Origin of the sequence: Schlesneria sp., from assembly GCF_036405755.1 — a bacterium.
Classification (GTDB): domain Bacteria; phylum Planctomycetota; class Planctomycetia; order Planctomycetales; family Planctomycetaceae; genus Schlesneria; species Schlesneria sphaerica.
In genome coordinates this window covers 1-3,619 of record NZ_DASWWZ010000449.1, presented here as the reverse complement: position 1 = coordinate 3,619, position 3,619 = coordinate 1, and the positions used below count along the sequence as shown (strand labels likewise).

The 3,619-nt window shown below is 56.8% G+C and carries 3 protein-coding genes and 1 pseudogene; 2 read left to right on the top strand and 2 right to left on the bottom strand.

Annotation, left to right across the window (positions count from 1 at the left end):
- Positions 1 to 140: pseudogene (locus tag VGE80_RS15345) on the top strand (succinate--CoA ligase subunit alpha); the annotation flags it as partial.
- A gap of 151 nt (positions 141 to 291) precedes the next feature.
- Here VGE80_RS15345 and VGE80_RS15340 read toward each other — a convergent pair.
- Both VGE80_RS15340 and VGE80_RS15335 read right to left on the bottom strand, forming a co-directional pair.
- Positions 292 to 1,203: an alpha/beta hydrolase gene (locus VGE80_RS15340; RefSeq protein ID WP_440593271.1), complete on the bottom strand. Its 912-nt coding sequence runs from the start codon at positions 1,201 to 1,203 to the stop codon at positions 292 to 294.
- 27 nt (positions 1,204 to 1,230) lie between these two features.
- Positions 1,231 to 2,175 (bottom strand): hypothetical protein, encoded by a 945-nt coding sequence (locus VGE80_RS15335; protein WP_440593270.1) that lies wholly within the window; start codon positions 2,173 to 2,175, stop codon positions 1,231 to 1,233.
- A 318-nt stretch (positions 2,176 to 2,493) separates the two neighbouring features.
- Between VGE80_RS15335 and VGE80_RS15330 the strand changes: the two genes are divergently transcribed.
- Positions 2,494 to 3,582, top strand: a complete 1,089-nt coding sequence (locus VGE80_RS15330) for a VWA domain-containing protein (protein WP_440593269.1) — start codon at positions 2,494 to 2,496, stop codon at positions 3,580 to 3,582.
- Positions 3,583 to 3,619 lie beyond the last annotated feature (37 nt).

The window sequence follows — 3,619 nt, the reverse complement described above, 5'->3', positions numbered from 1 at the left end:
ACGCCGGCGCCATCATCTCGGGTGGAAGCGGTACCGCTGCGGAAAAGCAGGCGGCACTGGAAGCCGCTGGTGTCGTCGTCGCCAAGAGCCCCGCAGACATGGGGGCTGCGGTTAAGACCGCGATCGAAAAGCGTAAGTAAGGCAATGCTCGTCGAGTGGGCTTTCCGCCCATGAGTCAGCATTCCGATAGTCTCGCCTGTGTGAAGCAAGCGGGCCTCTGATCAAGGAGCGAGCCACAGGTTGCATGATCTGTGGCTCGCTGTGCGCCTCACTGGTTGCAACGTTTATTGTTCAATCCACGGCAGCTTCGGTCGATTCCCGGATGCGATTTCGTACAGCAATGAGCTGCGTGCGAAGGTGGTTCATGGGAATGGCATTGTGAGTTCCGTCAGCGATTTCGATGAATTGGGCATTCCTGGATTGGCCCGCTAACCGCTGACCTTCCGAGAAGGGAACGATTTCATCCGCCGAACCGTGAAAGATGACAACAGGTGATGGGACTCGGGGAATCCTGTCGATCGAGCGCCAACGATCCAGCAGCAGGAACTGGAACGGAAAGCAGGGGTAATGCCAGGCGACAGCCCCACCCATGGTGGCAAACGTTGAATTGAGGAGTACTGCGGCCGGTTGGGGAGCGGAGTCGGATTCTGTGGACCAAAGTGAGAGAGCGACGGCCCCGCCGAGAGATTCGCCAAACACGACAATTTGCTGCGGAGCGTAATTCAGTTCGTTGCAGGCAAATTTCCAGACGAGTTGTGCATCGGTGGTCAAGGCTGACTCGGATGGTTTCCCAGTGCTGTCTCCATAACCACGATAGTCGAAGATCAGCACATCGAATCCTGTGTGTGCAATCTCAAGCAAGTCGGCAAGCCGCTCGTGACGGTTCCCGGCGTTCCCGGGAAAGTAGATCACCAGAGGAAGGGACGGTGCAGGGGGATCCTCTTTTGACCCACGCACAAGCCAGCCCTTGAGGTGGTACCCGTCGAGAGTTTTGATGTGAACGTCGTCAGCGATGTCAGGAGCGAGTTTGACGTTTGAAGTCGACAAGTCCGCAGCAATAGTGGGTTGGTACATCAGCTTTCGCTGAAAGACGGTAAAGAGAACGAGAATCGAGAAGTAGGGAATCCCTCCATAGAGAAACAATGCACGTAGTAGGCGAGGTCCCTTTTTTCGCGAGGGCGGGCTCTCTGTTGTGTCGGTCATCCCGTTCACCTCGCAGAACGTAAGGAATTAATTCACCGGGCAACTGAACTGTGAGAAGTCCGTTCGATCCGCTGGGGAATTGTGGCGAAGGGCTCGTTGGATCCGGCCATTCTTGATCACGAAAGCACCGGAAAGCTGAAGGCCGTGCCCGACAAAACGACCAAATCCATACCGAAAGACAACTCCGTCGACCAACGCTCGCCAGAAGGTTTTCACGCTGATCAGTTGACCGAGCGTCCCGAAGGGAAGTTCGAGGGCTCGGAAGAGTCGGCGGTCCGGGTCGCTCACTGCGGCGACATCGTCCAGGCCAAACCGGGAGAGCATCTCGCGACCCTGTTCAGGAGAACCCATGTGAATGATGACAGGACGCAGGGCTGCCTGATCCACTTGGGCTCGTTGTCTCGCCAAGTCAGACAGCGTTTCGCGGCAGTAAGTGCACCCCAAGTGGCGGACGCACACGAGTAAAAGCGGTACTTCGAAGGAGAGGTCAAAAAGATTTCGATGATCGGGGGTCTCAGCAGCCCGGAGCGCCTGTTCGAGTGTAAGACCTTCGGTCGTTGTACGACGGGCTTCGTTGATCCGCGCGGCATGAAACAGAATGGCAGTGAAGGGGATCCACCATGCGAGATCGTTCGTCAATATGGTCGCGCCGAAGTTCCAGGGAAGTTCACCTCGCAGGGCCGTGTAGACAAAGCCAATCGGTCCAAAAATTTTGCCGAGTAGTCCCACCAGAACGATCGGCCAATGCGTGGCAGCATCGCGGGCAGCAATCCAGTAACCGATTCCATAGACACCAATGACCATACCCAGACACTGAATCAGTGAGGGATAGTTTGGTTCAGGGAGTCCCAGCCAGCGAAACGGAAGCTGGGGAAAAAGGATGACAAAGATTCCCCATGTCAGATTGTAAACCCCGGCAAATCTGAGAACCCCAGGGACCCAGGCCGGCATGAGAGTCAACGAGCGGGACATGGATCAACCTGTCTTGAGGAAAGAGTGTCAGAGGGGACCGCTGAGTCTCTTCGTTGATGTCGAGACACGATTCGAGGAGTTTTCAGGTTCACGGTATTCTATGTCTGTGTGGCGCGATCGGCCACGATACCCGCTTTGGGGGATGCTCAGAAGCTCAGGCGGTCCGCTTGCAATTCATCGGATGCCCCGGGCGTGGTCTCACTGCTGAGACGCCCAGACTTGAAATTCCCACGCCCAGCGTCGGGTGATAGGATGAGAAACGAGGGACGCGGAGGTCCTGAAGGGGACTCCTTAACGGACACAGATCAGGAGACAGACGTGAAGCCAGCGAATCGATTTGAGCCTTCGCTGGTGAAAGCAGGCCAGAGGGCCGCCCATCCCCCATCGAGCGGTTCGACAGGGAGAGGGCTGCCTGACTGGATTCCTCACGCTCTGTTCATGTCGACTGTTTTATCGTTCGTCGCGCACGTGGCCTTCCTCGGCCTCTTTGCGATTTCGCTGCGAGGCTGTGACCGTCCTCCGGTTGGATTTTCTGAAGAAGAGTCACGTGAAGTGGGGATCGTGGTCAAGGACCGGGGAGATCACCCCGACGCGCTAATTCCGGGGGAAGCGCGAGACGGGGAACTGGTAGAGACTCAACCAAATGTTCCCGCGAATCGCGATCCGTTTGCTCCGACGCAGGTCACGCCGGATCAGCCACCGGTCGAAACGTCTCTGCCTCAGGATGAGGGGCATCAACTGATTGGCCCAGGTGTGAACTTGCCTGCGGGAGCAACCGTCACCGATCCGCGTCAACCAGTAAAGTCGGGAGGGGGCAAACGGCCCGCAGCGACGGGGACCCAGGGTGGGGCACCCGGAGCGGCTTTCATGGGGACTCGCGATGAAGGTTCCAAGGTGGTGTTCGTCATTGATGCCTCCGGCAGTATGACCAGCAACAATTCGATGCAAGTGGCCAAGGCGGCGTTGGTGTCGAGTCTGCAGGCTCTGGAAGGGGATCAGCAGTTTCTCATCATTTTCTACGACGACAAGCCGGTCGTGCTTCATCTGAGGGATTCCCACAAACCCGAGCTTTATGCCGCGACAGAACTTCACAAGACCCTGGCAAAACAGAAGATTGCGGGGATTCAACCCGGTACGGGAACGCAACATGTTCCCGCACTGGAAATGGCACTGCGACTGGCACCGGACGTGATCTTCTTTCTGACCGATGGACAGGAGCCTCCCATCTATGAGGGAGATCTCGCATCTCTCAAGAGGATGAACCTGGGTAAGACGCGTATTCACAGCATTGAGTTTGGGGTCGGGCCGGAAGTCTCTGAGGCGAGCGGGGCGAAGAACTTCCTGCGAAAGCTGGCGCGTCAGAACGATGGCACATATCGCTACTACGACGTCACAAAGTTTAAGTGACTGTAGTGTTTCGAGTCATCTCACGTGGGCTGTCGTA